Origin of the sequence: Hymenobacter coccineus (genome assembly GCF_001816125.1) — a bacterium.
In the GTDB taxonomy this organism is placed as follows: Bacteria; Bacteroidota; Bacteroidia; order Cytophagales; family Hymenobacteraceae; genus Hymenobacter; species Hymenobacter coccineus.
In genome coordinates this window covers 21602-47371 of the sequence record NZ_MDZA01000166.1, presented here as the reverse complement: position 1 = coordinate 47371, position 25770 = coordinate 21602, and the positions used below count along the sequence as shown (strand labels likewise).

At 64.7% G+C, this 25770-nt stretch carries 20 protein-coding genes and 1 pseudogene; 16 read left to right on the top strand and 5 right to left on the bottom strand.

Going from position 1 to position 25770, the window contains the following annotated elements:
- Positions 1–201 precede the first annotated feature (201 nt).
- On the bottom strand, positions 202–525 hold the full coding sequence (locus tag BEN49_RS11195; RefSeq protein WP_125916750.1) for a hypothetical protein: 324 nt from the start codon (positions 523–525) through the stop codon (positions 202–204).
- Between the two features lie 257 nt (positions 526–782).
- Here BEN49_RS11195 and BEN49_RS11190 point away from each other — a divergent pair, with 257 nt between their 5' ends.
- A complete protein-coding gene (locus BEN49_RS11190) occupies positions 783–2834 on the top strand; it encodes a GNAT family N-acetyltransferase (RefSeq protein ID WP_083326000.1) in 2052 nt (683 codons plus the stop codon).
- Positions 2835–2936: 102 nt separating this feature from the next.
- Here the strand turns inward: BEN49_RS11190 and BEN49_RS11185 are convergent, their stop codons facing one another.
- Positions 2937–4001 (bottom strand): fatty acid desaturase family protein, encoded by a 1065-nt coding sequence (locus BEN49_RS11185; protein WP_070743336.1) that lies wholly within the window; start codon positions 3999–4001, stop codon positions 2937–2939.
- 303 nt (positions 4002–4304) lie between these two features.
- Here BEN49_RS11185 and BEN49_RS11180 point away from each other — a divergent pair, with 303 nt between their 5' ends.
- Positions 4305–5636: a TPM domain-containing protein gene (locus tag BEN49_RS11180; RefSeq protein ID WP_083325999.1), complete on the top strand. Its 1332-nt coding sequence runs from the start codon at positions 4305–4307 to the stop codon at positions 5634–5636.
- A 99-nt stretch (positions 5637–5735) separates the two neighbouring features.
- On the opposite strand, the gene BEN49_RS11175 is transcribed toward BEN49_RS11180, so the two are convergent.
- Positions 5736–5999 carry a hypothetical protein gene (locus tag BEN49_RS11175; RefSeq protein ID WP_070743330.1) on the bottom strand — a complete coding sequence of 88 codons (264 nt, stop codon included), beginning with the start codon at positions 5997–5999 and terminating at the stop codon, positions 5736–5738.
- Between the two features lie 407 nt (positions 6000–6406).
- Between BEN49_RS11175 and BEN49_RS11170 the strand changes: the two genes are divergently transcribed.
- Entirely contained in the window at positions 6407–7765 is a 1359-nt protein-coding gene (locus BEN49_RS11170; RefSeq protein WP_239691908.1) for a flippase, read from the top strand.
- 2 nt (positions 7766–7767) lie between these two features.
- Positions 7768–8676 (top strand): glycosyltransferase, encoded by a 909-nt coding sequence (locus BEN49_RS11165; RefSeq protein ID WP_070743326.1) that lies wholly within the window; start codon positions 7768–7770, stop codon positions 8674–8676.
- Positions 8677–8776: 100 nt separating this feature from the next.
- Here the strand turns inward: BEN49_RS11165 and BEN49_RS11160 are convergent, their stop codons facing one another.
- Together BEN49_RS11160 and BEN49_RS27875 are read right to left on the bottom strand one after the other, a co-directional pair.
- Positions 8777–9988: an OmpA family protein gene (locus BEN49_RS11160; protein WP_070743324.1), complete on the bottom strand. Its 1212-nt coding sequence runs from the start codon at positions 9986–9988 to the stop codon at positions 8777–8779.
- Positions 9989–10317: 329 nt separating this feature from the next.
- The gene (locus BEN49_RS27875) at positions 10318–10869 is read right to left on the bottom strand and encodes a hypothetical protein (protein ID WP_158022846.1); all 552 of its coding nucleotides are present in this window, start codon (positions 10867–10869) and stop codon (positions 10318–10320) included.
- Positions 10870–11240: 371 nt separating this feature from the next.
- Here BEN49_RS27875 and BEN49_RS11150 point away from each other — a divergent pair, with 371 nt between their 5' ends.
- From BEN49_RS11150 to BEN49_RS11090, 12 genes and pseudogenes are all read left to right on the top strand, one after another.
- Entirely contained in the window at positions 11241–12017 is a 777-nt protein-coding gene (locus BEN49_RS11150) for a polysaccharide biosynthesis/export family protein (protein WP_070743318.1), read from the top strand.
- Between the two features lie 51 nt (positions 12018–12068).
- A complete protein-coding gene (locus BEN49_RS11145; RefSeq protein WP_070743315.1) occupies positions 12069–14456 on the top strand; it encodes an exopolysaccharide transport family protein in 2388 nt (795 codons plus the stop codon).
- Between the two features lie 114 nt (positions 14457–14570).
- Positions 14571–16150, top strand: a pseudogene (locus tag BEN49_RS11135) (lipopolysaccharide biosynthesis protein).
- Positions 16147–17364, top strand: a complete 1218-nt coding sequence (locus BEN49_RS11130; protein WP_070743307.1) for a glycosyltransferase family 4 protein — start codon at positions 16147–16149, stop codon at positions 17362–17364. The pseudogene BEN49_RS11135 and the gene BEN49_RS11130 overlap by 4 nt, the downstream one beginning before the upstream one ends.
- A gap of 45 nt (positions 17365–17409) precedes the next feature.
- The gene (locus tag BEN49_RS11125) at positions 17410–18717 is read left to right on the top strand and encodes an O-antigen ligase family protein (RefSeq protein WP_070743305.1); all 1308 of its coding nucleotides are present in this window, start codon (positions 17410–17412) and stop codon (positions 18715–18717) included.
- A 70-nt stretch (positions 18718–18787) separates the two neighbouring features.
- Complete coding sequence (locus BEN49_RS11120; protein ID WP_070743302.1) at positions 18788–19483, top strand: glycosyltransferase; 696 nt, start codon at positions 18788–18790, stop codon at positions 19481–19483.
- Entirely contained in the window at positions 19402–20004 is a 603-nt protein-coding gene (locus BEN49_RS11115) for a glycosyltransferase (RefSeq protein ID WP_070743299.1), read from the top strand. The genes BEN49_RS11120 and BEN49_RS11115 overlap by 82 nt, the downstream gene beginning before the upstream one ends.
- A 41-nt stretch (positions 20005–20045) precedes the next feature.
- Positions 20046–21059, top strand: coding sequence for a hypothetical protein (locus tag BEN49_RS11110; protein ID WP_070743295.1), 1014 nt, complete (start codon positions 20046–20048; stop codon positions 21057–21059).
- Positions 21060–21130: 71 nt separating this feature from the next.
- A complete protein-coding gene (locus BEN49_RS11105; protein WP_239691907.1) occupies positions 21131–22345 on the top strand; it encodes a glycosyltransferase family 4 protein in 1215 nt (404 codons plus the stop codon).
- Positions 22346–22353: 8 nt separating this feature from the next.
- Positions 22354–23193, top strand: coding sequence for a glycosyltransferase family 2 protein (locus tag BEN49_RS11100; protein ID WP_070743288.1), 840 nt, complete (start codon positions 22354–22356; stop codon positions 23191–23193).
- Positions 23193–24389: a hypothetical protein gene (locus BEN49_RS11095; protein ID WP_070743285.1), complete on the top strand. Its 1197-nt coding sequence runs from the start codon at positions 23193–23195 to the stop codon at positions 24387–24389. The genes BEN49_RS11100 and BEN49_RS11095 overlap by 1 nt, the downstream gene beginning before the upstream one ends.
- 110 nt (positions 24390–24499) lie before the next feature.
- Positions 24500–25678, top strand: coding sequence for a glycosyltransferase family 4 protein (locus BEN49_RS11090; protein ID WP_070743282.1), 1179 nt, complete (start codon positions 24500–24502; stop codon positions 25676–25678).
- The last annotated feature ends 92 nt before the right edge of the window (positions 25679–25770 follow it).

Here is a 25770-nt window from a genome sequence, read left to right as displayed (position 1 = left end):
ACGCCGCGGCGCAGGGGCAGGCGGGCTGGGCCGGGCTGCTGGCGCTCACCAACGTGGGCTACAACCTCTACCCGATGTGGCTCCAGCAATACATTCGGGTGCGGCTGGCCGCGAGCGCGCCGCGGCGGGGGGCCCGGTAGGAGCAGGGTTGTCCGTTGCAAATAAGAAGCTTGCGATTCGGGTAGGGCCATGCGCCCGCGGCTACTGAGGCCCTAGTGGCTGCTCCAGCAACCAGCGCACGGCTTCAGTTTCGAAGTTGAAAGTGCGGTAGGTGATGGCCAGGTCTTGCACTTGGGCGGTGGCGTAAGTAGTGGCCAGCCGCACAAATACGTTGGGCGATACGATGATGGCCCCGTGGCGGTAGCCGCCGTTGGCCACGGCCTGGGGCAGCCAGGTCCGGGCCACCCACTGCTGCTCGTCGGGGGAGAAGGGCGCCATGCCGATTTGGTTGATGAGCACGCGGCTCCATCCGTGCTGCTGTAAGCCCAGGGAAATTTGCGTGAACAGCGCGCACGTATCGGCCAAAGTGCGCGCCTGGGGCCCCACTGCACGCGCACGAAGCCGGCGAGGTCGGCCGCGGCCCAGCCGGCAGCATTTTCGAAGAAAATAGTAGGTAGCAAGACTTCGTTTATGAAACACAAAGGTAGAATTCCCTGCTTTGATTGCATTTCGCTGCGCCGTTGTGCGGTGGTGGCGCGGGCCTAGGGCCCCCGGGCCCGCGCCGCCGCTGGGGTCCCGGGCGCGCCGTCGCCTTCCGCCGCACGGCGCCGTATAAGCCCCCTATGATTCCATTGATTGCCCACACGCCCCACCTGACCATCCTCGCCGCCAGCCGGGCCCTGCTCACCGCTGAGCTGCACAAGCCCCAGTATTTTCCCGTGCTGCTCGGGGCCGCCCTGCCCGCCGCCTGGCCGCCCGCCGGTCCCCACCGCGAGGCACTAGAAAGCACCCTGGAAAAACTCACCGCTGGCGGGCGCGACGCGGCCGGCTGGTACGGCTGGTACGCGCTGCGCAAAGCCGCGGGCGATGTGCCGCGTACGCTGGTGGGCGCGGGCGGCTTCCTGGGGCCCCCGGACGCGGCGGGTACAGCTGAGTTGGACTTTGCCATTGCCGACGAATGGCGCGGCCAGGGCCTGGCCACCGAGCTGGTGGGTGGGCTGGTGCAGCAGGCCGCCGCCACGGGCGTGGTGCGCCGCCTGGTGGCCCACGCCCCGGCCGATGCCCCCGCTGCCCAGCAGGTACTGCGCCGCAACGGCTTCGAGCCGGCCGAAACCGCCGCCGCTGGCCGCCTGCGCTTCGAGCGGGCCATGGTGTCGGTGGCCGATGCCGCGCTGGGGCCCCCGCGGCGTAGCGCCCGGCCCGTAGTTGCCCCCCCGCGGGCCCAACTTAGCCGCATGAAAAACTATAAGCTTGCCCTCGGCCTGGCCGGGGCTGCGCTGCTGGCGGGCGCGACCCGCCCGGCCGCGCCCGCCAAAACCTACGATCTGGTAATCAGCCACGTGGGCGTGGTGGACGTGGCCACCGGCCAGGTGCGGCCCGACCAAACGGTGGCCGTGGCCGGCGGCAAAATTGTGCAAGTGGGCCCCGCGGCTCAGGCCCGCTACGCCGCCCGGCAAACCATCGACGGCACCGGCCGCTACCTTATGCCCGGGCTGTGGGACATGCACGTGCACTTCCGGGGCGGCGATAGCCTGGCGGCGGCCAACAAGAAGAGCCTCGCGCTGTACCTGGTCCACGGCATCACAACGGTGCGCGACTGCGGTGGCGACCTCACGGCCCGCGTTTTTGAGTGGCGGCGCCAGGAGGACGCGGGCACGCTGGCGGGGCCCCGCATCTTCACCTCGGGGCCCAAAATAGACGGCCCCGGGGCCTACTGGCCCGGCTCGCTGGAAGTGGAAACGCCCAACCAAGTCAGCCGGGCCCTCGACTCGCTGCAACGGCTGAAGGTGGATTTTGTGAAGATTTACGACAGCAAGATTTCGGCCGAAGCCTACCTGAACGTCATCACCCAGGCCGAGGCCCGCGGGATGAAAACCACCGGTCACATGCCCTACTCCGCCACGTTGGGCGACGCCGTGGCCCGGGGCCTGGATGCTACCGAGCACCTGTACTACGTCTTCAAGGCCTGCTCAGGCAAGGAGGATAGCCTCACGGCCGTGGTGCGCGCCAGCTTGAAAACGCCCAAGCCGCTGGGCCTGTTTGCCATGCTGCCGGCTGTGTACGACACGTACAGCCCGGCCGCGGCGGCGCGTATTTTCCGGGTGATGGCCGCCCACCACACGGCCGCCGTGCCCACGCTGGCCATCGGCAAAACCCTGGCCGAGCTGCCCGACAACGACCACGCCCGTGACTCGCTGCGGGCCTACATCGATCCTAAAATCCAGGCCACCTACGCGCGGCGGCTGGCCAGCGCCCGCCAGCAGCCGGCCGCCGCCCGGGCCTTCACCCAGAAGCTGGAGGCCAAGTTCATGACGCTGGTGCCGCAGATGCAGGCCGCGGGCGTCGTGCTGCTGGCGGGCTCCGACAGCGGGGCTTTCAACTCGTTCACCTACCCCGGGGCCTCGCTGCAAGACGAGCTGGCGCTGCTGGTGCAAGCCGGCCTCACGCCCGCCCAGGCCCTGCGCGCGGCCACCCTCAATGGGGCCCGGTTCATGGGCGTGGCCGAGCGCAGCGGCAGCATCGCCGTGGGCAAAGACGCCGATTTGCTGCTGCTGAACGCCAACCCGCTAGCCAATATCAACAACGTGAAGCAGATAGCTGCGGTGGTATCACGCGGCAAAGCCTACCAGCGCGCCGACCTTAACCGGATGCTGGCCGCCTTAAAAAACAAGTAGAGACGCATCTTTGCGTCTCAATCGCTGCCCGGCCGTACGAATACCGACCGTTCAACGATTGAGACGCAAAGATGCGTCTCTACAGATACAGATAGCTAAATCTTACGCCCGGCCCATCTGCCGGAGGAAGGCTACGTGCGAGGCCACGGCGTAGCGCATTTTGGGGTATTCCTGGTAGGGGAGGCCGAACTCTTCGCAAGTCTGGCGGATGATTTTGCTCAGCTTGGGGTAGTGCACGTGCGAGATTTTGGGGAACAAGTGGTGCTCAACTTGGAAGTTGAGGCCCCCTACGAGCCAGCTAATCACGCGGTTGTCGGTGGCGAAGTTGGCGGTGGTGCGCAGCTGGTGAATGGCCCACTCGTCCTCCATTTTGCGGGTAGTTTCGTGGGGCACCGGGAAAGCGGCCTGCTCGACGGTGTGCGCCAGCTGGAACACGATGCTGAGCGTGAAGCCGGCCACGGCGCCCGTCAGCAGGAAGCCCGCGAGCCAGGGGCCCCAGCCCAGCATGTACACGGGCAGCGCCACGAATAATCCCAAATTCAACAGCTTGAAACCCCAGAAAATGAGGTGGTCGTTGGTGCTCATTGGCTTGAGGGCCACGCTGCCAATTTTGCGGCTGAAGTACTTCTGGTAGTCGGTAAAGAGAATCCAGGAGATGTAGAGCAGGCAGTAGAAAAACCCAAAGTACAGGTGCTGGAAGCGGTGGGCGCGGTGGCGGGGCTGGTCGGGCGTCAGGCGCATCCAGGGCCGGATGTCGAGGTCGTCGTCCACACCCTCGATATTAGTATACATGTGGTGCACGGTGTTGTGCTTGGCGTCCCACATGTAGCTGCTACCCCCAAACACGTTGAGGGTGAAGGCCGCCACCTTGTTCAGCCAACCGTGGCGGCTGAAGCTGCCGTGGGCCCCGTCGTGCATCACATTGAAGCCGATGAGGGCCAGTACGCCGCCCATTAGTACGCACTCGGCCAGGGCCCAGCCGGTGGCGGGCGTGAAGAACACCAAGTGCACGTACAGGACTACCAGGGCCCCGAGCAGCAGGGCGGCCTTGCCCAGCAGCGAGGCGTTGCCGGTTTGGGCCTTGCCCGTGGTTTGGAAATACTCGGCCGTGCGGCGCTTCAGCTCGGCGTGGAAGGAGCGGGGGGGCGCAAATTTGGGAAGCAGCATAAAGAAGGAAAAACCAACTGATGGCCCGCCGCAAAGCGGGCCGCTGGGGCAGTGCCGCATTGCCAATCGGCAACCGCGGCGGGCTTCTGCACCTTGCACAAGCCAAACGCACGGGGAGGTACGCAGCCGCCCACCCCGAAGGATTGGCGCGCGGCACCCCAGCCCGCCCTACACAACGCCCCTTCCCTCGTGGAAGTTGGCGGGGGCCCTAATGTTGTTGGCCCGGGGCCCCCGCGGCGGCGCGTAGCCCCGGGGGCCCAAACGCCGTAGAAGGCAAAAAATTCACCCTTTTCTTCTGTCGCCATGTTTCGTCCGTTGCTTCTCGCCCTGCTCTTTGTGGGGGCCCTGGCCCGGCCCGCTGCGGCCCAGTCGGCCGCTGGGTTGCCCGCCCGCCCGGTACCGTTCCAGTTCGTGACGGACCAGGCCAAGCTGATGGCCCCCGCTGACGCCAAAAAACTCGAAGGCGGCCTGCGCCGCTACGCCGACCAAACCGGCACCCAAGTGGTGGTGGTGACGGTGCCCAGCCTGGGCGGCCGCCAGGTGTCGGACTACGGCCGGGCCCTGGGCACGGCCTGGGGCGTGGGCCAGCGCGGCAAAAACAACGGCCTCGTGGTCATCGTGGCCGCCCAGGAGCACAAGGTCACCATCCAGCCCGGCAGCGGCTTGGTTGATAAAATCACGCCCGCCCTCACGCAGCGCGTCATCGCCCAGGATTTTGGACCCAGCTTCAAGCAGAACAACTACTTCGCGGGCTTGCGCAAAGGCCTGAGCACGTTGATGCTGGCCGCCAACCCCGCCTCCAACCCCAACAAAACCACCACTCCGGCCGCCGCCGGGGCCCCCACTGCGGCCGCCCCGGCCGCCGCCGCTGCCCCGGCCCTGAACAGCGAGGTGCCCAGCGCCGCGCCCGGTGCTCCAGCCAGCAACATGGCCACTAACGGCGGAGGCGGCCTGACGGCGGCTCCCGCTTCGACGGATTCCGCGGGCCCGGGCATTGGTACGGGCGTGCTGCTCATTGGCGCAGTTGTGATGGGCGGCCTGTTGTATTTATTGGTTCGCATGTTTCGGCGCAAGAGTGCGGACAGCGCCGCACCGGGGCCCCAGGCGTCCAACAACCCGAACTTCTACCCCAACCAACCCAACCCTAATCAGCCTAATCGGCCGGGCGGCCCGCCCAACTTCCTGCCAAATTCGCCCCAGGGCGGCAACTACGGTTCTGGCCAGGCCCCCAACCAGGGCGGCAGCGGCTTGGGCATGGGCAGCATTTTGGCCACCGGGGCCGCCGCCGCCGCGGGCGCTTACCTCGGCAACCGCATGTCGGAGGGCCACAGCGGCAACGCCGGCAGCGCGCAAAATTTCGGCACCAACAACGCTGGCTTTGGCAGCGGTGCGGATGCGGCGGGTGGTGCCGCCGCTGGGGCTGCGGGCACCGGCGCCGCGGGCGACTACTTCGCCGGGCGTGGCGGGGAGGCCAACGAAAGCGCCCCCGATTACTTCTCCAACGACAACACCGGCAACGAGCCGTCGGGCGATTACTTCTCTTCCGACGATTCCTCCTACGACGACACTTCCTCGGACGACACCGGCGGCGGCGGCTTCGACGATACCAGCAACGATAACAGCGGCTCGTGGTAATGCGCTGCTAACCAAGACGCTAAACAAAAACAGCCGCCCAATTTTGGGCGGCTGTTTTTGCTGTGGGGCCCTGTTAGGGCGCTGGCCGGGGGGCGGCGACTACTTGGGCATGGTACCCTCCAGGTCGCCCACTTTGATGACGCCGCGGTGCTTGGGCTGCTGGGCGCGCTTGGCCTGCCGCCGGGCCCGCCGCCGGGCGAAGAAGCCCATGCGGGCGTTGCGCTTGCGCGCCTGGCCCCGGTACTTATAGGCTTTGTAGCGCGGATGGTGGTCGGCGGTGGGGGCGCTGGCAGCGGCGGTGGCTTCTGGAGCATCGACCAGGCCGAGCAAGCAGCACAGCAATACGAGAATAATTCGGAGCATAAGGATTTGATAAAAAGTGAGGTATAAACGGTTAGAATTGCAAAGTAACTGCCTGGCTTGCACTCGCGTTTCATCTGGGGGCCCACCGCCCGGTGAATAAAGAATAGAATGAAGATTTTTTATGAATTTTAAAACAAAAACGAAACTGTACATCAAAAGATATGTAGGCAATTAACTGGTTAGCTGATTGATGATTGTGCTCAAAGAAGGAGGAGAACAATCGATTTTAAGCGCGCAAAAATTATTTAAAAATAACCCGAAGGCTGTCCTTTACCTGCTAAATTATCTGACTTAAAGCGGGTTGGCCCCGTATGTAGGGCGCTTGCAGCGGCGGGCCCCAGGCCCCCGGAGCCCGCCGCTGCAAGCGCCCGTCCGGTGGTTTTCTGCCTTCATTTAACCCATTTTTAGTGAGCGACGAGATTACCATTGTTAAAGACGAGGCAGGCATGGCCAAGCCCACTATGCGCCGCTTCGCCGTCAATGTAGCGTCGCTGTTCAGTGTGCAGGTGGCCAACTTCTTGCTGCCGCTGCTCACGGTGCCCTACGTGGTGCGCATCATCGGGCCCGACAAGCTGGGCTTGCTCAACTTTTCGCAGGCCTACGTCACGTACTTCAGCCTGCTCATCAACTACGGCTTCGACATGGCGGCCGTGCGCGTGATTGCGGCCAACCGCGCCGATACCGAGGCCACCAGCCGCATTTTCAGCCAGGTAATGGCCGGCAAGGCGCTGCTGTGGGCCCTGTCGGTGGTCGTGTTCACGGTCGTCACGCTCTCCAACCCCGAGTTCAAGGGGCACCTGGGGCTGCACATCTGCACGTTTCTGGTGTGCATTGGCACGGTTCTCTCGCCGTTCTGGCTGTACCAGGCCATGGAAGACCTGGGGCGTGTGGCCATGTTCAACTTGGCCGTGAAGATCATCTTTTCGCTCTCGGTGCTGCTGCTCATCCGCAAGGCCGACGACTACGTGTACCAGAACCTGGCCATCAGCGTGTCGCAGATTTTGGTGAGCGTGGTGGCGCTTTACGTGGCCGTGCGGCGTTTCAAAATTAAGTTTAGCTGGCCCACGGGCCCCGAGCTGCGCAACCGCTTCAAAGAAGACCGCACGCTGTTTTTCTCGTCGGTGATGATTACGATCTACGCCAGCTCGAACGTGTTCATCCTCGGCCTGCTCACCATTCCGTACAATGTGGGCATCTACGCGGCCGGTACGCGGCTCGAAGGGATGGCCGAGTCGTTCGTGGGCCTGGCGCTCAACCAGGCGTTCTTTCCCATTGTGGCCCAGGCTTTTGGGCAGGGGCGCGAGCAGGGGCTGCGCATGGTGCGCACCACGTTTTTTCCGCTCTTTATTGTGATGGCCTGCGTGAGCGCTGGTCTGTGGCTGGTGGGGCCCTACGTCATCACGCTGCTCTACGGGGCCAAGTTTGCGGGGGCCGTCACCATCCTGCGCATCGTGGCGCTGCTGCCGCTCATCATCGGCATGAGCAACCTGCTGGGCCTGCACACCATGCTGAACCTGCGCATGGACCGCGCCTTTTTCACGGTCACGGCCGTGGGCTCGGTGGTGGGGCTGGCCCTGAACATGCTCCTCATCCGGCGCTACGCCCACGTGGGGGCCGCCTACGCGCTGGTGCTCACGGAGGCCTACATCACGGGGGCCATGTATGTGTACCTGCGCTGGAAGGGCATCGAAGTCATCAAGGTGTCGCACCTACGCGAGGCCATTGCATTTACTAAATCGCGCGTTTTAGCGCTAAAAAAGAAATAGTTATGGAAACTATTGCCGCTTTAGTAGTTACCTACAACCGCCTGGCCGACCTCCAGAAGTGCCTCGATACGCTGCGTGAACAAACGCATAAGCTCGACGCCATCTTCATCGTGAACAACGGCAGCACCGATGGCACGGCCGAGTGGCTGGCCACCCAAACCGACCTGCTGGTGACGACCCAGGCCAACCTGGGCGGGGCCGGCGGCTTCGCCACGGGCATCGACACGGCCTACCGCGCCGGCCACACCTGGATTTGGTGCATGGACGACGACTGCCTGGCCGCGCCCGACGCCTTGGCCGCCCTGGTGGCTGCGCCCAACCTGGGGCCCTGCATCAAGAACTCGATGTCGGTGAGCGTGAACAGCCGCGACGAGTTGGCCTTCTTCGTGGACCGCCCCAACCAGGCTTACCGCAAGGTGAGCGACATGACCGGCGTGGACCTAATTTATGGCGTGGCCTCGTTCTTCAACGGTACGCTGGTGCACCGCAAAGTGGTGGAAACCATTGGTATACCCGACAAAAATCTGTTTATCTGGGGTGATGAGGTGGAGTACATGACCCGGGCCCAGAAGAACGGTTTCCCTATCGTGACGGTGCCGCGCAGCGTATTCTACCACCCCGCCTCGTTCGACCGCGACGGCATTCCGTGGCCCGCCGCCTGGAAGCAGTACTACGCCGTGCGCAACCAGCGCCGCGTGCTGCAAAACCAGTTCGGCAACACCCTAGGCCGCATGCTGTACGCCAGCTGGGCCGCCAAAGCCACCTTGCAGCAGGCCGTTGCCCAGCGCGACAACCGCCTCTACAACTTCCTGCTCTACGGCGAGGCCGCCCTCGACAGCCTGACCGGCAACTTCGACAAGCGGCCCGATACCATCCGCACCTTGCAGTTTTATAAGTGGCGCAATAAGTAGCTGTTGCAAAGCATATTGCATAAAAAAGAGCGGCCTGTTAAGGTCGCTCTTTTTGTTGTTAATTGTTGGCTAGAAGTCGGAAGAATCGGGTGCCGGGGCCCTATTTCTGCACCACTTGCATGCTCACGCGGCGGTTGAGGGAACGGCCTTCTTCGGTGTCGTTGTCGGCGATGCCGTCCAGGGCCCCGTAGCCCACCGAGGTGAGGCGGTCGGACGGTACGCCCATGCTCACGAGGGTGGTCATGGCGGCCTTGGCGCGCTCCTGGCTCAGGCGCAGGTTTATGTAAGCGCTGCCCGAATTGTCGGTGTAGCCGCCCAGCTTCACCTTGGCCGCCGGAAACCGCTTGAGGATGCTGGCAATGTTGGAGAGCTGCCACAGCGACTCGTTGGTCAGAATAGCCTTGTTCGATTCGAAGTAGATGCGGTCGAAGCCAATCCAGCCTTTCGCTGGGTCCATCATGTCAACTTCCTTGGTGGGGTCGATCAGGAACTGATAGAGCTTGCTTTCCGTCGAGTTGGACCCGATGATCTGGCGCACCCCATTCTTGAGCTTAAGTACCACCGGCACTGCCGTTTTGCCACGGGCCGCGTCGGCCGCCGATGTGATGCTGGCCACTGGCACGGCCGTGTAGGGCCGGCCCGTGGGGGCCCCCGCCTCGGCCACCGGGGCCGCCGTGGTTGTGGCCACTTCCGCGTCCGGGTTGCGGGTGCCCAGGATGTAGCCAAACTCGGCCACCGCAATGAAGCCCACGCCCAATAGCAGCGCGTTGGCGTGCCGCGCCACCCACGAGGAGGCCCCGGCCGTAGCGGCAGCGGCCGGTGCGGGCATGGCCGCGTATTCGGCGGCCGCCAATGGGGCCCCGGCGGTGGCGGTGCCCGGGTGGGGCCGCAGCCACTGGCTCAGATCCTGGGCCGTCCAGTTATTCTGGTTCACCAAGCCGCCCATGATGCTGAGGGCCGCGCCGCTCACCTGCTCTACCAGCTGGTTTACCGATGCGGTCTGAATACCGGCGGCCGTGGCCACACCGTGCACTTTGCCGTGGTAGCGGTCGTCGAGGGTCGTTTTCACCAAGTCAGCATCGGCGTCGGGCTGCGGGGTGGCGTGCGCGGCGCGGGCCGCGTTCCAGAGGGTATCACGGCCGCCGGGCTGGCCGGCCAGCTCCTCAAAGGTGCTCATTACCAGGTCGGCCACGCGCGAGATGGCCAGCTGCACCCCCACCTGATGCTCGGCGGCCAGGGGCCCCGTGGGGGCTAAGCCATGCGCCCGAAGGAAGTTCTTGATGTCTTCCGGCATGTTGTGGAGCGTGGTCATAGCTGGGGGCGGCGTAGGGATGGAAAAAGGATGCTGTTTTTTATGGCTTCAATACCATGCGGACTTACGAGAGCCGGCCCGCTGAGGATGGGGCCCTGGCAAAAGATGCAAAATGGGGTTCGGCTGGGAGCGGCCCCAGCGGCGCATGCGGCGCACCAAGCGGCTTTTTGTGGCCCCCAGCCAGCGGGGCGTAGCAGATAATTACAGTTTTATCAGCACGTTGCCACCCGAAACCGCACAGGTTCATTGCTTCAAATATATAGTATATTGAAGAAATAATATTGTTTGCATAAGAAAAATTAGTCGCGGCCGCTTGGCTCCGGGCCGGCCTACAGCTGCTCGACGCGGCCGCCGGGGTACACCACGAACGTGGCGCTGTCGAGGGCCAGGGCCCCAGCCTGGTTTTTGGCGCGGTAGGCGTGCACCAGTTGGGTGCCCAAGCGGGTCGAGTCCTTCACCCCGATGAAGCTGTTGGCGATGACCAGCAGTGAGTCGTTGTGCTTGTTGGCCTTGCCGTAGAGGCCCATGATGGCGGCCGTTTTGGCCGGCGCGTCGTGGCGGGCCAGCGAGGCTTTGTAGTTGGCCAGCGCCTGGTTGCGGGGCGTCAGGGCATCGTCAAAAGCCTGCATGGCCACCACGCCCTTGATGGCGGCCTCGTTTATTTTGGTGTAGGCGGCGGGGGCCCCCCAGCGCACGGGCTCGTAGCCGGGGAAGGCATCGGCGTGGGCCGCCACGTACTTGGCCACGGCCTGCTGCAAAGTGTCGCCCGGGGCAGCGGCTTTTGCCGCGGGGGCCCCGGCGGCTGCTTTATCGGCCGGGGCGGAGGAATTGCAGCCGGCGGCCATCAATAAAAAAATGAATGCAGGAAAAAGGTTTTTCATGGCGGGGGCTGGGTATTGGATCATACGAAGTAAGGGGCTGGCCGCTGAACAGCCGGTCCCGCGAGGCCGCCCCAAACAATCAGGGCGTTAGCCCGGCCGCAGCGCCGCTTTACGGCGGCGTGCGTTGTGGAGTTTCCGCGGGGTGGGCCCGGCGGCGGGTGGGGCCCCGGGGGCGGGGCGGATAAAGCGGCAGGCTTGTTGCACAACCGCAAACGGGTTAAAACACGTATGGTTCAGCGAATTCTACCGTTTGGGAGGTTTTAGCTGAGGCCCGTGCCTGGGCGCTGCTGCGCCACAGGTAAGTATTTTTGTCGCAAAACTTGCAATCCTGCTTTATATCTTCTTAATTCAGCTTCTTGAATACTTTGCTCATGATGTTACTTCTCCGATTTCGCTTGCTGGGCTGGTTGTTTTTGCTGGGGTTGGGGGGCTGCGTGACGCAGCAAAAGCTGCCGTACTTGCAGAGCAGCAGCTACTCGAAGCAGAAGCCAGTGGAAGTGGCCAACGCTCGCCCGGCGTACTTGCTCCAGCCCGGCGACGTACTCAGCATCCGGGTGCAGAGCGTGCAGCCCGCCCTGAGCGAACTCTTTAACGTGCCGACGCCCCAGAGCATGGTGTCGGGCGACCCCAGCACCCTTTACCTCACGGGCTACCCCATCGACGAGGCCGGCACCATCAACCTGCCCACCGTAGGTCGCCTCAAGGTGACGGGCATCAGCTTGACCCAGGCGCAGGTGCTGCTCGAGCAGAAGGTGGGCGCCTACGTGCGCGACGCCAACGTGTTGGTGAAATTGCTGAGCTTTAAAATTACGGTGCTGGGCGAGGTGCGTACGCCAGGCCGCTATTTTATTTATAACCCGCAAGCCACCGTATTGGAGGCCCTGGGCATGGCCGGCGACCTTACCGAATTCGGTAACCGCCAGAACGTTAAGCTCGTTCGGCAAACCGCCAAAGGGTCGGAAGTCGTATTACTGGACCTGACCGATGCCAACCTGCTGCAATCGCCCTACTATTATTTGCTGCCGAACGACGCCCTGTACGTGGAACCGCTGAAAGCGCGCACCGAGCGGGGCAATGCCAATAACTTGGGCCTGGTGTTTGCCGGCATTTCTGCCATTGTGCTGTTGATCAGCTATCTTACTAGATAATTAAACGGGTTTAATTGACTGATTCCGGGGTTTTGTCCCGGGTATATACTTATGGAAGCGCGTCCTACCCCTTTTGCTGCCGAATTAGATTTACACGAGCTCTTTTTTAAGCTCCGCCGCCGCTGGACCTGGTTCGTCGGGACCTTGGCCATTACCGGGGCCCTGGCCTGGGTGTACCTTCAGGTGAAGTCTCCGGTGTACGATTTTCAGTCCACCCTGCTCATCGGCGACCAGTCGACGGGTTCCAAGCAGGCCCAGGAGCTGCTGCAACTGCTTGACAGCAAGCCCAAAGGCCTCAAGCTGGAAGACGAAGTGGGCTTGCTCTCCTCGTCAGGCATGATGCGGCGCACACTGGCGCAGCTGCCGTTTTCGGTGAGCTACTACGCTGAGCCCAACTCGTGGCTGAACTGGGTGCGGCCGCTGCAAGTGCGCGAGCGGGCCGCCGGCGACATGCCCTTCTGGGTGGTGGCCGTGCCGGCCCGACCCCAGCTCACGGGCGTGCCCATCTACGTGGAGTCGCTGCCGGGCAACAAGTTCCGGGTGCACGCCGATGCCAAGCTTGGCCAACTGCGCATGTTGGCCACCGGCGACTTGGTGCGCGAGGTGAACGATGTGGAGTTTGACCAGACCGTGGCCGCTGGCGATACGCTGCGCAGCCCTTTGCTGACGTTGGTGTTCCGCCCCGAGCCCGACCAGCTGGGGGGCGCCAAGGCCAAATACTTCTTCAAGCTGAACGACTTGGCCAGCCTCACGGCCGAGTATCAGGCCCGCCTCAAGGTGCGCCCCACCGACCACGAGTCGCGCATCCTGGAGCTGACCACCTCGGGCACCGTGCCAGCCAAAGAAGTTCAGTTCCTCAACACGCTGATGACTACCTACGTGCAGGACGACTTGAGCCAGAAGAACCAGGTGGGCGGCAAAACCCTGGCCTTCCTCGATAACGAAATCAGCAAGCTGTCGGGCTCGAAAACGCGCGCCGCTCAAGACCTTAGCTCCTTCCGCTCGGCCAACAGTGTGGTGGACGCCGGGGCCCAGTCGGGCGTGGGCATTCAGCAGCAGAACGAGCTGAACGCTACCCGCAACCGTCTCGCCACCACTCAGCGGCGCTACGAAAACATGCTCTCTTACCTGCGCGCCCACCGCGGCGCCGGCAGCGTAACGGCCCTGAGCAGCGGCGGCATTGATGACCCGGCCTCGACCGGCCTCATCCAGCAGCTCTCGGAGCTGGGCAGCCAGCGCGCCGCCCTCATCGTGAACGCCAGCGAAATCAACCCCCTCGTGGTGGTGCTCGACGAGAAAATCAGCACAACCAAGGAGCTGCTTATTCAGACATTGACCGGGCTGGTGAACTCGTCTAGTAGCGCGCTGCGCGATGCCGACCAACAACTGGGCGAGGTGCGCGGCCAACTGAGCCGCATGCCCGAGAACGAGCGCCAGCTCAGCTCACTGCAAACCAATTCCCAGTTCAACGAGAAGAACTACAACTACCTGGTAGAAAAGCGTAACGAAGCCGCCATTGCCCTGGCCACCAACGCCACCGACAAGAAGATTGTGGACGCCGCCAAGCAAAACGGCCTGGGACCCTCGGCTCCCAAACCGCTGCTCATTGCCTTGCTGGCGCTGCTGGCCGGCCTAGTGCTGCCCGCCGCTTTCGTGCTGATGCAGGACAAGACCAACCGCCGCGTGCAAAGCAAGGAAGACCTGACCCGCCTCACCGGCATTCCCCTGCTGGGCGCCATTCCGCACGGCACCGACGAGGACAAGCAGAGCATGCTGAGCGACCCGCGCAGCGCCATTGCGGAAGCTTTCCGGGCGGTGCGCGTGAACCTGCAATACCTCTCGGCCGGGCTCGATAAGCGCGTGATTGGCGTCACGTCGTCGGTGCCCGGCGAGGGCAAGAGCTTCTGCACCGTGAACCTGGCCGCTGAGCTAGCCCAGAGCGGCCGCCGGGTGGCGGTGCTGGAGTGCGACATGCGCCGCCCCACGCTGGCCGGCTACTTCGGCATCGACCGCAAGGCCGCCCACGGCCTGAGCACCTACCTGGAAGGCACCAGCACCCTGGAGGAGGCCCGTAGCAGCACCAGCATCGACAACCTCGACGTGTTTTGCTGTGGCCCGCTGCCCCAGAATCCCACCCGCCTGGTGGAAAGCGCGCGGCTGGGCGAGCTAGTGCAACAGTTGCGCGGTGAATACGACTACCTGCTAGTGGACATTCCGCCACTGGGCTACGTGTCCGAGTTCCTGGTGCTGCTGCAATACCTCGACGCCAAGGTGTACGTGGTGCGCCAGAACTACACCGACCGCTCGCTGGTGAACCAGATCAACGAAATGCATCGCGACCACAAAGTGAAGCAGCTCTACCTGCTCATTAATGACGTGCGCTTCGCCAACACATACGAGTACCGTTACAAAGCCAACGCCTATAAGTACGGCGCGTAGCATTTTTGAGCTGTTGGCCATTAGCTGCTAGCTGTTAGCTTTTTAAGGTAAATAGAATTCACTTCCAATTGTAAAAAGCTAACAGCTAGCAGCTAATAGCCAACAGCTCAAAAAATGGCCGTAACCACCCAAAATCTGTCTTCGGCCGCCGTGCGCGGTGTGCAGTGGACGACGGCCGCCACGGTGCTTACCGCCGTGATGCAGATTGGCTACACCGCCGTGATGGCCCGCCTGCTCGACCCCGCCGCCTTCGGGCTGGTGGCCATGGCGGGCGTGGTGTTGCGCTTCGGCAGCTACTTTGCTGAGATGGGCCTGGGCCACGCCCTAGTGCAACGCGCCGAGATTGACGGCCACGATGTGCGGGCCACCTTCACGGCCTCGCTGGGCCTGGGGCTGGCCGTGGCGGGCATTGCCTGGCTGGGGGCCCCCTGGCGGTGTTGTTTTTGAAAAACGAGGCCGTGGTGCCGCTGGTGCGGATGCAGGCCCTGGGCTTCATCATCGTGGGCCTGGGGGCCACCGCCACCAGCCTGCTGCGCCGCGAAATGCGCTTCGAGGTGATTGCCAAGGTAGAAGTGGCGGCCTACGTACTGGGCTACGGCGGCGTAGGCATCACGATGGCGGTGCTGGGCGCGGGCGTGTGGAGCCTGGTGGCGGCCAGCCTAGCCCAGCAGTTTTTCGCGGCCCTGATGAACTACCTGGTGGTGCGGCACTCGCTGCGCTTCATCTTCGACAGGGCCCCCTACGCCCGGCTGCTGGGCTACGGCGGGCGGGTATCGGTGGTGGGCTTTCTGGAGTTTATCAACGGCAATCTTGACACGCTGCTGATTGGGCGGCTGCTGGGCTCGGTGCTGCTGGGCATCTACAACCGGGCCTACATGCTGCTGTACCTGCCCATGTACTTCCTGACGAACAGCCTGGCGCGGGTGGCCTTCCCGGCCTTCAGCAAAATCCAGGACGACCTGCCCCGCACCCGGGCCCTGTACCTCACCAGCAGTACGCTGGTGGCCACCGTGGTGCTGCCCGTGTGCGCCGGCGTGGCCGTGGCGGCCCCCGAGCTGGTGCAGGTGCTGCTGGGGCCCCGGTGGGCCGCTTCGGTGCCCATCCTGCGGGTGCTGTGCCTGTCCATCCCGCTGAGCATGACCACGTTGTTTGCCGGTGTAGTAGCCGATGCCCGGGCCAATCTTAAGCAGAAAATCATCCTTAACCTGGAGTTTATGGCCCTGCTGGCCACGCTGTTTTGGGCCCTGAAGGGCTACGGGCTGGCCGGCATTGCCGGGGCCATCGGCACGGGCGAAGTGGTGCGCACGTTCCTCTACATGCGCATCACGCACCGCGACATTGGCATTCCCTACGGCCGGCTGTTTGCCATCTACAAGCCCGGGTTGCTGAACGCTGCCGCCGTGGGCCTGGGCTTGCTGGCCGTGGCCACGTTGGTGCGCCCGCTGCACGCCCCCGCCTTGGTGGCCCTGCTCGCCCAGATAGCCGCCGGGGCCCTGGTGCTGGGCGCGGTGGTGCTCCGCTGGCCTTCGGATGAGCTGCGGCCGATGTTGCAGCAGGGCCTGGGGCGGCTGCGTGGCTTGCGCCGGCTACCCGCTTCGGCCTACCCGGGCCTGGCCCGCTACACAGCTTTCCTGGAAAGCCGGCCTAGCGTATCGCCCGTGTTTGAAACCTTCGACCAACCCCTCGCGCCATGAACATCCTGCTGACCTCGCTGCAAGTGCCGGGCGCGGCCTCGGGCGTGCGGGTGCACTACGAGCGCCTGGGGGCCCTGCTGCGCGCCCAAGGCCACCAGGTTACCGTGGTGACGCAGGACGACCTGACGCCGTGGGTGCGCCGCGCCATCGGCGCCGTGCGGCGCGGGCTGGGGCTGCTGGGGCCCCTGGGCCGGCGCGTGGGCCTGGAGCTGGGGCAGGTGGCCGAAATCTTCTGCGCCATCGACCGCGGCCCGCGCTACGATGTGGTGAATGCCCAGGACGTGGCCAGCGGCTGGGCCGCCCGCCTGGCCCTGCGCGACCGGGTGCCGGTGGTGGTGACCGGCCACTACAACGACCACCCGGGCGAGGAAGTGGTCATTCAGCTGGGGATGCCGCCGGCCAGCTGGGCCGCCCGCTTTGAGGTGCGCTGGTACAATTTTTTGCTGCGCCGCACCCGGTTTTTCCTCGGGATTTCGGAGTACGCGCTGCGCCTGACGCAGAAGTTTTTGCCCGCCGGGGCCCAGACGGCCATCGCCCACAATGGCGTGGACATGGCCGCCTTTGCGCCGCCCGCCGCCGGTGGGGGCCCCGGCAGCGGGCCCGATTTGCGGACCCTGTTCCCGGGCCGGCCCATCGTTTTGAACATCGGCCAGCTGGAGGCCCGCAAAAATCAGCAGTACCTGGTGGCCGTGGCCGTCGAACTGCGGCAGCTGCACCCCAGCTGCGTGACGGTGCTGGTGGGCAAGGGCGAAGATGAGCCGAAGCTGCGCGCCCTCATCGCGCAGCACGGCCTCGAAAACGATGTGGTGCTGCTCGGTTACCACACGCAAGTGGCTGCCCTGCTGCACGCTGCCGACGTGTACGTGCACACCGCTGCCCGCGAAAACTGCCCCTACGCCGTTATCGAGGCGCTGGCGGCCGGCTGCCCAGTGCTGGCCCTGGCGGCCGGCGGCAGCCCCGAGCTGCTGGCTGCCACGCCCGAAGCTTCCATTGCGCAGGCCACGGCCCCCGCGGCGGTGGCCGCGCAACTGGCCGGCTTGCTGGCCAACCCCGCTGCGCTGCGCGGCTTGCAGCAGCGCCAGTACGCCTATGCCCGGCCCCGCTTCGACGTGGCCGCGATGGTAAGCGCCACGGTGGCGTTTTACCGGCAGGCGGCCGGGCTGGGCCCCGTTGAGGCCCCGGCCGCCCCACCGGCCGCCGCCGTGGCTGCCTAACCCGTATAGCCCACCCTGGGCTTCCCTTATCTTATATAATATGCTATGAAAATTCGTCTGAATTTCCTCCTGATTCTGCCCATAGTGGCCGTGCTGGCCACTAATGCAGCGTTTTGGGAATTTATTTATGGGCCCCAGGTAGACCAAGAGCCGGACGGCGTTAAGCTTTACACCTACGCGCTGTTCGCGGCCTCGTTCGGGGCCATGGTGCTGTACGGGCGCTACATGGAGCCGATGATCCGCAACTGGATGTGGGTAGTGCTGGCCGCTATCGGCGGGCTGATGCTGGAATCGTACGCCGACCACAGCACCTGGATGGTGTACCCGCACGTGTTCAGCAAGCTGTTCATGCTGCTGATTATGTTCGGGATTTACGCCTTTCACCGGCGCTTTGGGCTGCCCTCGATGGGCCAGGTCATCGGCGTGCTCACGTTCGTGCTGCTGGCCAACCTGCTGGTATTTCACCGCGATTCGCTCAGCCTCAGTGCCTTTGCCGATAACGAGCGGGGGTTTGGGTCGTCGTCGGCCTACCTGTTTGTGCCCATCGCGCTGTACTGCCTCAACCGCTACCTCACCCACGGCGGGCTGCTGGCGCTGGGCTTTTTCTTCTTCTGCCTGCCGCTCATCATCTTCCTCCAGCACCGTTCGGTGTGGATTGCCACGGCCGTGGCCATCCCGCTCGACCTGCTGCTGCTGCGCCGCACGCCGGGGGTGCGGTTTTCATTTCCGAAGCTGATCATGCTGGTGGTGCTGCCCGGCATTCTGGGCTCGCTGGGGGCCACGGCCCTGGTGCTGAACAACCCCGAGGTGGTGAACCGCCTGCAAGCCAGCATGGACGACATGGCCAACGCCGACAAGCAGGGCACTGGCAGCTGGCGCCTCAAGCAGCTGGAGTCGTACATGCCGCTGGTGCAGGAGCGCCCCCTGGCCGGCTGGCGCCTGGAGGGCTTCGAGGTGCCCATGCAGTTCTACGACCCCAGTAATGACCAGCCGATGTGGGCTGACCGCACCGGCCACCACTTCCACAACTTCTACCTCGACCGTGCCTTTTATTTCGGCATCATCGGCATTCTGATGGTGCTGCTCGTGCCCATCGTGCGCATCGTGCAGCGCCTGTTCCAGCGGGGCCCCATGCGGCCCGACACGGCCCTGCTAATTGCCTACTTCGGCTGCCTGCTGGTATTCTCGGCGTCCTACGACTGGTCGACTTACCACTTCGGCCTGCTGGGCCTGCTGCTGGCCGCCCTGGGCGAGCCCGAGCCCCGATTCCTGGCCTTGCCCGCCGAGGAAGAAGCCAAAGAAGAAGCGGCCGAAGAAGTGGAAATAGTGAATAAATCATACATAACTGTTTGATTTTAATGCTTAGCAAGCACACCTTTGCTAAGGCTGCCCGTATGCAACGGCCGCCTAACCTCGACGTGGCATGGCCTTAAAAGTACTTTGGCTAGCGCCTTTCCCGCACCCCCTCGAAACCGGTGGCCACCCCGTGCCCTGGGTGGGCACGCTGGCCAACTTGCTGAAAAAGCGCCCGGAAGTGGAGCTGACCGTGCTGAACTGGTCGCACCGCATTGCCGATCCGGTCGACGAGTTTGACGCCGATGGCATCCACTTCATCTACCTGAAAACGCCGCCGGTGCGCGAAGACATCCTGACGCTTTACCAGCGGCGCATTCGGCTGGTGCGGCGCTACCTGCGGCAGCACGCCCACCGCTACGACCTGCTGCACCTACACGGCTCGGAGCTGCAATTGCCGGCCATGACGGCCGGCCTGCGCGTGCCGACGCTGCTCTCGGTGCAGGGCATCGTGTCGGAATACGCGAAGGTGGTGCCGGATTCGTTGTCCATCCTGAAAGCGCTCTGGACGATGGCGGGCCTCTACGAGCGGTGGTACCTGCCCACCGTGCACCACTTCTTGTGCCGCACCGACTGGGACAAAGCCCACACGGCCCGCCTCAGCCCGGGCTGCACCATCTACCACAACTGGGAGGCGCTGCGGCCGGAGTTTTTTGCCGCCGCCGACGCCCGGCCCCCACTTCTATGCCCCGGCCCCAGGCCCTGTTTGTGGGCGGCAACCAGTCCATCAAGGGCTTTAAGGAAATGCTGCGGGCCTACGACCTGATTCGCCAGCAAGCCGACCTGAAGCTCGTGATTGTGGGCCGCCTCTCGCCGGCCGATGTGGCGGCCGTGGCCCAGCGCTACGGCCTGGCCCACCTGGGGCCCGTCGACGTGGAGTGCCGCCCGTTTCAGGACGCGGCCGGGCTAGCCGGGCTCATGCGCGAATCGTTCTGCCTGCTCCACCCGTCGTACATCGACAACAGCCCCAACAGCGTGTGCGAAGCCCAACTGGTGGGGCTGCCCGTGGTAGCATCGGGCGTGGGCGGGGTGGGCTCGCTCATCACCGAGGGCGAAACCGGCCTGCTCTGCACCCTGGCGCCCGGCTCGCTGGCCCGGCAGGTGCTGCGTCTCTGCCACGACGCGGCCCTGCACGGCCGCATTGCCCGGCAAGCGCAGGCCGTGGCCCGGGAGCGCCATGACCCAAACGTCATTGTGCAACGTACACTTGCTGCCTACCAGGCCGTTTGCCAGTCCGCGGGGCCGGCCGGCCGCGCCAATGCACCGGCCGCGGTGGCGATTCACTGAACCATATCCGTATAGGCTGTTCGCACCCTAACGGCAACATTATGCCCCATCCCGATGCCTCTCTGCCCACCGGGGCCCTCAATACGCCGGTTTTGCTGATGATTTTCAGCCGGCCTGATACCACTCGGCGCGTGTTCGACACCATTCGCCGGGCCCGGCCCACCCGCCTGTACGTGGCCGCCGACGGCCCCCGCCCCGGCCACCCCACCGACGCCGTGCGCTGCGCCGAAACCCGCGCCGTGGTGCAGGAAGTGGACTGGCCCTGCGAAGTACTCACTCTTTTTCAGGAGGAAAACCTGAACTGCGGCCTGGCCCCGGTCACGGCCATGAACTGGTTTTTTGCGCACGAAGCCGAAGGCATCATCCTCGAAGACGACTGCGTGCCGGCCCCCAGCTTCTTTCCGTTTTGCCAGGAGCTGCTGGCCCGCTACCGCGACGACGCGCGGGTGATGCACATCGGCGGCAACAACTTCGGCTCGGAGGCCCAGGGGGCCCTGGACCCCGGCGCGCCCTCGTACTACTTCTCCACGCAGCGCAACAGCTGGGGTTGGGCCACCTGGCGGCGCGCCTGGCAGCTCTACGACTACCACCTCACCGACTTCCGGTCCGTGGCCGCCTCGGGGGCCCTGAACAGCACCTTCACGGGGCCCCTGGAGAAGCGCTACCGGCTGGGCAAGATGGCCGGCGTGCTGGCCCTGCCGCAGCCGCCCGACGTGTGGGACTACCAGTGGGAGTACACCATTGCCCGCCACCAGGGCCTCTACATTGTGCCCGCTGTGAACCTGGTGGGCAACATCGGCTTCGGTAACGACTCGACGCACACCCACGACGGGGGCGACGTGCTGGGCGACTTGCCGGCGCGCGACCTGGCCTTCCCGCTGCGCCACCCCGCCCAGGTGGCCCAGGACCGCCGCCGCGACAACCGCCGCTTCAACGAGTTCTTCCGAAGCCGGCTGGCGGCCATGGTGCGGCGCGTATTTGCGGGCCAGAAGCCGGTGGCCGCCGGCCTCCAGAGCCCCAAGCAAGCCGCCAAGCCGGCCCAACCCATTTCGTGATGAAGGTATTGATATCGGCTTACGCGTGCAATCCAACCAAAGGGGGGGAAGAAGGCATTGGGTTCAATTGGATGCAGCAGTGGCAACAGCTGGGCCACGAAGTGTGGTGCCTGACCAAATCCACCGGCGCCGCCGATTTAGAGGCGTACATCGCTCAGCACTGGTCGCCAGCCGAGCAAACCCGTACGCACTTGGTTTACGTGGCTGTACCGGCCTGGGTAGAATACGCCTACCGCTGGCAGTTTGGGGTGTACCTGCACTACATGGTGTGGCAGTACCGGGCGTGGCGCGCGGCGCAAGGCTTAGCAGTGGCCCAAGGGTTCGATTTGGTGCACCACGCTACTTACGGCAGCATGCAAATGGCCACTTGGCTGTGGCGGCTGGGCCAGCCCTTGGTAGTGGGCCCCCTGGGCGGGGGGCAGCAAGCCCCGGTGGCGTTTCGTCGCTACTTCCCCGATTGGTTTAAAACCGAAACGTTGCGCAATGCCATTAGTAAGGTATTGGTGGCGTGCGACCCCAATGTGCGCCAAAGCCTGCGCCGCGCCGCGCTGGTGCTCACCACCAACGCCGAAACGGCCGCCGCGGTCCGCCGCCTTGGGGGCCGGCGCGTCGAAATGTTTCTCGACTCAGGCCTTCCGGCTAATTTTCTGCCGGCCGAATTTCCCATGCGCCCCGGGGGAGGGGCGTTGCGGCTGCTGTGGTTGGGCCGCCTGGTAACGCGTAAAGCCTTGCCGCTGGTGCTCGAAGCGTTGGCGCAAGTCGACGCCCGGGTGCCGTTTTGCCTTACCGTGGTGGGCGATGGCATAGTAGGGGCCCAGTTGCCCGCCCTCATTGCACAACACGGGCTGGAAGGCCGCGTGGTGTGGCGAGGTACGCTGCCCTGGGCCGAAGTGCGCGAGGAATTTTTGACGCACGACGCCTTTATGTTTGCCAGCCTACGCGATTCGTTCGCCACGCAGTTGCTGGAGGCAATGGGCACCGGCTTGCCCATTATCACTCTGGACCACCAAGGCGCCCGTGATTTCATTCCGCCCGCCGCGGCCTTAAAAATTCCCGTGACTACGCCCGCCGAAACGGTGGCCGCCCTGGCCCGGGCTGTTGAGTACTGCTACGACCACCCGGCCGCGCGCGTGGCCATGGGCCGCGCCGGCTATGCCTTTGCGCATACCCAAACGTGGCCGTTGCGGGGCCGCCATCTCCAGGCGCTGGTCAATAGTGTGCTGGCACCGAGCCGGTTGGTGCCCGCTGCCGTGCCCGGGGATACTACTCCACCTTCTCAATTATAACCGCTGCTATGCTTTACGTTATTATCCCCGTTTTCAACCGCTGGCGCTACACCGCCGAGTGCCTTGTCTCGCTGCGGGCGCAAACCAACCAGGAATTCCGCACGGTGGTCGTGGACGACGGCTCGACCGACGAAACGGCCGCCGAATTGGCCCGCGGCTACCCCGAAGTGGAAGTGGTGACTGGCGACGGCAACCTGTTCTGGACGGCCGGCGTGAACCTGGGCATCCGCCGGGCCCTGGCCCTGGGCGCCACCCGCGTGCTCACCCTGAACAACGACGTGGTGGCCGCCCCCACCTTCGTGGCCGAGATGCTGGCCGCCGCCGACCAAAACCCCACCGCCGTGCTGGGGGCCCTGGAGTTCGACGCCGCCACCGGCGAAGTGATTTACGGCGGCGAGCGGCTCGACTTCCGCACCAACACCCGCCGCGACCTGCTGCACGAGCTGCCCGCCGGCCTGCGCACCGGCCTGCACCCCGTCACGTACCTGCCCGGGCGCGGCCTGCTGATTCCTAAAGCGGTGATTGACAAGGTGGGCCTGTTTGATGAGAAGCGCCTGCCGCACTACCTCGCCGACTTCGACTACACCAGCGTGGCGCGCCGGGCCGGCTTCCCGGTGCTCTGCAACTACGCCGCCCAGCTCAGCACCTACCCCGAGGAAAGCGGCCAGACCCTCACCCGCAAGCACCGCAGCGTGAAGGGCTACTACCAGCACCTGTTCGGCATCCGGGGCGGGGGCAACCTGGTCAATTTCACTCACTTCGCTATTAAAAACTGCCCCGCAATTTATTTGCCCTACTTCCTGCTGAACGGCTACGCGCGCCGGCTGGTGGGCTATTTTATGCACTAATGCGGGCCTTTTTGCACCATCCGGTTCGCTGGCTGTGGCTGGCCCTGCTGGCCGGGGGCCCCGGCGTGGCCGCCTGCGCCAGCCACCACGCCAGTGGCGACGCCACGCTCGTCATCACCAAGGGCGGCACGTATTCGGGCGCCTACGCCAGCACGGCCTCGGGCACGGCCTGCGTGCGCATTGCCACCACCGAGCCCGTGGTGCTGGACGGCTGCGCCCTGACGGGCCCCGGCAACCTCATTGAGGCCGGCGAGGGGGCCGACCTGACCGTGTGTAACTGCCGCGGCCGCGGCCTGCCGCCCACCACCGATAAGCAGGCCCCCGGCCGCTTCCTCGACGCCTACCGCCCGCGCCGCCTGGTGGTGGAGCACAACGCCTTTGTGCAAACCAGCGGCATCGTAGTGAACCGCTGGAGCGGTACCGGGGCCCCCGGCCAAACCCTGGCGGTGCGCTACAACCTGGTGCGCGACGTGGACGGCCGCTGGCGCAACAACACCGGCAGCACCCATTGCAGCTTCCTGCTTTTGAACACGGTGCAGCACGTGCCCGGCATCGAAATCGCCTACAATGAGGTGGTGAACGCGCCGGGCCAGAGCCTAGTGGAGGATAACATCAACCTGTATAACTCATCGGGCACAGCTGCCAGTCCGCTGCGGGTGCACGACAACTTTGTGCGCGGCGCCTACCCGTTTCCGGCCGCGGCGGGCCAGTTCACGGGCTCGGGCCTGACGACCGACGGCGACGCCAAAACGGCGGACGGCGCCACGGCTTTCGTGGAAGCCGACCACAACCAGTTTGTGGCCACCGGCAACGCGGCCATGAACATCGCCGCCGGCCACGACATCTACTTTCACGATAACCGCGCCATCACCGCCGGCTACCTGCCCGACGGGGCGCGCTTCAGCGCCGGCTACGCCGGGCTGGGCGTTTTCAACTTTTACAAGCAGCCCGAAACCGTGTTTTTTGGCCACCGCGTGGCCCACAACACCGTGGGCTACGTAAAGTGGGGCGGCACCGACCCTGCCCCCGACCGCCAGGACCTGAGCCCCGGGGCCTGCGCGCCCTGCGCCGACACCAAACACTTGGCCGGCCCCATCGCCTGGGTAACCGAGGAAAACGAGTGGCGCACCTGGCAGCAGAAGCTGCGCAAAGCTGGCGTGGCGGTGGGGCCCCAGTTGGTTTCGGTTTCCAAATAATCTTTCAAAAGCAACCGAGTGGTCAGTCGTAGTTTACGGGGTGTTGGTTGGGCGGTCACGGGCTGACTAGCAACGGACAACTAGTAACTGACAACTTAAATAACTCCCTGATGTACATCGGCGTTTTAGCTCCCATTGCCACCAACGACCTGCTGCCCCTCGCCGAGCGGGACGCTGCCCGCGCCTACCCCAACGGCCGCGCAGGGGCCCCGCTTATCAGCAACCTCATCCGCGAGTACGTGGCCCGCGGGCACCGGGTGGTGGCCATTACCCTCGACGACGAGCTGGGCGACGACACCCCGCCCTTCGTGCACGAGGGCCCCAGCCTGACCTACGTGGTGGTGCCCGCCCGCAGCCGCACCTTCCGGCCGAACGGCCGCCGCCTGGGCCGCACCGCCGATTTTTTTTGGTTTGAGCGCCAGGGGATGCTGGCCCAGCTCCGGCGCTTCCGCCCCGAGGTGGTGCACGCCCACTGGACCTACGAGTTTGCCCTGGCCGGCCTAGCCTACGACCCGCAAACGCTGGTAACGGTGCACGACAACGCCCGCATCATCTTCGACTACGTGCGCACCCTCAACCGCTTGTTTCACTTGCTGATGGCGCGCTACGTGTTCCGCAAGGGCCACCGCTTCACGGCCGTGTCGCCGTACATGGCCGCCACCGTGCAGCCCTGGACGAAGGCCCGGGTGGCGGTGGTACCCAACCCGGTGGTCATTCCCGGCCGGGCCAGCCTGGTGAAAGCACCCCTCGACCGGCCCGTGCTCAGCACGGTGGTGAACGGCTGGGACGACCGCAAAAACAGCAAAAATGCCCTGCTGGCCTTCCGCGCCGTGCAGCAGCAGCACCCCACGGCCGTGCTCTGGGCGATGGGCACGGCATTTGTGCCGGGCGAAGAAGCCGAGGCGTTCTGCCGCCAGCACGACGTGCAAAACGTCGTTTTTATGGGCCCCACGCCCCACGAGGAAGTGCTGAGGAAAATTGCCGCCAGCACGCTCATCCTGCACACCTCGCTCGAAGAATCCTTCGGCATGGTGCTCGTGGAGGCCATGGCCTACGGCGTGCCCGTGGTGGCTGGGCAGGCCAGCGGCGCCGTGCCGTGGGTGGTGGAGGACGGCGGCCTGCTGGTCGACGTGACGAGCGTGGACGCCATTGCCGGAGCCGTCAACCGCCTGCTTTCCGACGGGGCCCTGTACGCGCAGGTATCCGCCCGAGCCGTGGCCATTGTGGCCGAGCGGTTTCCCCTGGCCAAAATTGCCGACCAGTACCTGGCGCTCTACGGGGCCGTTTAATCGGCTAGTTGATCGGGCGATGGTTTAAACTGGAGTGGTCCGGCGCTCAGTCGTCGGGCCACTCTTGCAATACCCCGAAACCGCTGTGTAGT

What these genes read in the sequence shown, in the direction of transcription:
- BEN49_RS11190 (WP_083326000.1), top strand. Translation starts at nt 783, where the DNA reads ATGATTCCATTGATTGCCCACACGCCCCACCTGACCATCCTCGCCGCC.
- BEN49_RS11185 (WP_070743336.1), bottom strand. Translation starts at nt 4,001, where the DNA reads ATGCTGCTTCCCAAATTTGCGCCCCCCCGCTCCTTCCACGCCGAGCTG.
- BEN49_RS11180 (WP_083325999.1), top strand. Translation starts at nt 4,305, where the DNA reads ATGTTTCGTCCGTTGCTTCTCGCCCTGCTCTTTGTGGGGGCCCTGGCC.
- BEN49_RS11175 (WP_070743330.1), bottom strand. Translation starts at nt 5,999, where the DNA reads ATGCTCCGAATTATTCTCGTATTGCTGTGCTGCTTGCTCGGCCTGGTC.
- BEN49_RS11165 (WP_070743326.1), top strand. Translation starts at nt 7,768, where the DNA reads ATGGAAACTATTGCCGCTTTAGTAGTTACCTACAACCGCCTGGCCGAC.
- BEN49_RS11160 (WP_070743324.1), bottom strand. Translation starts at nt 9,988, where the DNA reads ATGACCACGCTCCACAACATGCCGGAAGACATCAAGAACTTCCTTCGG.
- BEN49_RS27875 (WP_158022846.1), bottom strand. Translation starts at nt 10,869, where the DNA reads ATGAAAAACCTTTTTCCTGCATTCATTTTTTTATTGATGGCCGCCGGC.
- BEN49_RS11150 (WP_070743318.1), top strand. Translation starts at nt 11,241, where the DNA reads ATGATGTTACTTCTCCGATTTCGCTTGCTGGGCTGGTTGTTTTTGCTG.
- BEN49_RS11145 (WP_070743315.1), top strand. Translation starts at nt 12,069, where the DNA reads ATGGAAGCGCGTCCTACCCCTTTTGCTGCCGAATTAGATTTACACGAG.
- BEN49_RS11130 (WP_070743307.1), top strand. Translation starts at nt 16,147, where the DNA reads ATGAACATCCTGCTGACCTCGCTGCAAGTGCCGGGCGCGGCCTCGGGC.
- BEN49_RS11125 (WP_070743305.1), top strand. Translation starts at nt 17,410, where the DNA reads ATGAAAATTCGTCTGAATTTCCTCCTGATTCTGCCCATAGTGGCCGTG.
- BEN49_RS11120 (WP_070743302.1), top strand. Translation starts at nt 18,788, where the DNA reads ATGGCCTTAAAAGTACTTTGGCTAGCGCCTTTCCCGCACCCCCTCGAA.
- BEN49_RS11115 (WP_070743299.1), top strand. Translation starts at nt 19,402, where the DNA reads ATGCCCCGGCCCCAGGCCCTGTTTGTGGGCGGCAACCAGTCCATCAAG.
- BEN49_RS11110 (WP_070743295.1), top strand. Translation starts at nt 20,046, where the DNA reads ATGCCCCATCCCGATGCCTCTCTGCCCACCGGGGCCCTCAATACGCCG.
- BEN49_RS11105 (WP_239691907.1), top strand. Translation starts at nt 21,131, where the DNA reads ATGCAGCAGTGGCAACAGCTGGGCCACGAAGTGTGGTGCCTGACCAAA.
- BEN49_RS11100 (WP_070743288.1), top strand. Translation starts at nt 22,354, where the DNA reads ATGCTTTACGTTATTATCCCCGTTTTCAACCGCTGGCGCTACACCGCC.
- BEN49_RS11095 (WP_070743285.1), top strand. Translation starts at nt 23,193, where the DNA reads ATGCGGGCCTTTTTGCACCATCCGGTTCGCTGGCTGTGGCTGGCCCTG.
- BEN49_RS11090 (WP_070743282.1), top strand. Translation starts at nt 24,500, where the DNA reads ATGTACATCGGCGTTTTAGCTCCCATTGCCACCAACGACCTGCTGCCC.